We start from the raw sequence: 412 nt of genomic DNA, 5'->3' as shown, positions 1-412 counted from the left end.
CCATATATACAGTAAAGCAAAGTCCGTCTTAAATAATGCTTATGCTGAACTAGGTCGAGGAGATAAGTCCAGTAAACGTGAAAAAGCTGTTAAACCTATGACCGACAACATTTCCGTACTTATTATGGGTGTTGATGAAAGTGAAATTAGGGAAAAAGGTTATGGAAAAGCAACTCGAACAGATGCGTTATTACTTGCAACAATTAATAAAAACGATAAATCCGTTAAACTTGTAAGCATTCCACGTGACTCACGCGTCTACATTAAATCACGTGATAAATACGATAAAATTACACATGCTCACGTATTCGGTGGTGTAGACAGCACAATTGATACGGTAGAGAACTTTTTAGATGTTCCAGTTGATTATTATGTAAAATTCAACTTTAAATCCTTTATCAAAATTGTTGAT

Annotated in this window: 1 protein-coding gene; it reads left to right on the top strand. The window is 34.5% G+C overall.

Features of this window, described 5'->3' with window-relative positions; translation table 11 throughout:
• On the top strand, positions 1-412 hold a 412-nt coding region (locus SB717_RS33870; RefSeq protein ID WP_410907186.1), incomplete at both ends, for an LCP family glycopolymer transferase.

This window comes from Priestia sp. SIMBA_032 (assembly GCF_046535215.1).
In the GTDB taxonomy this organism is placed as follows: Bacteria; Bacillota; Bacilli; order Bacillales; family Bacillaceae_H; genus Priestia; species Priestia aryabhattai.
Note: the sequence above shows the minus strand (reverse complement) of the source record. Positions and strands in the feature narration are given on the sequence as shown.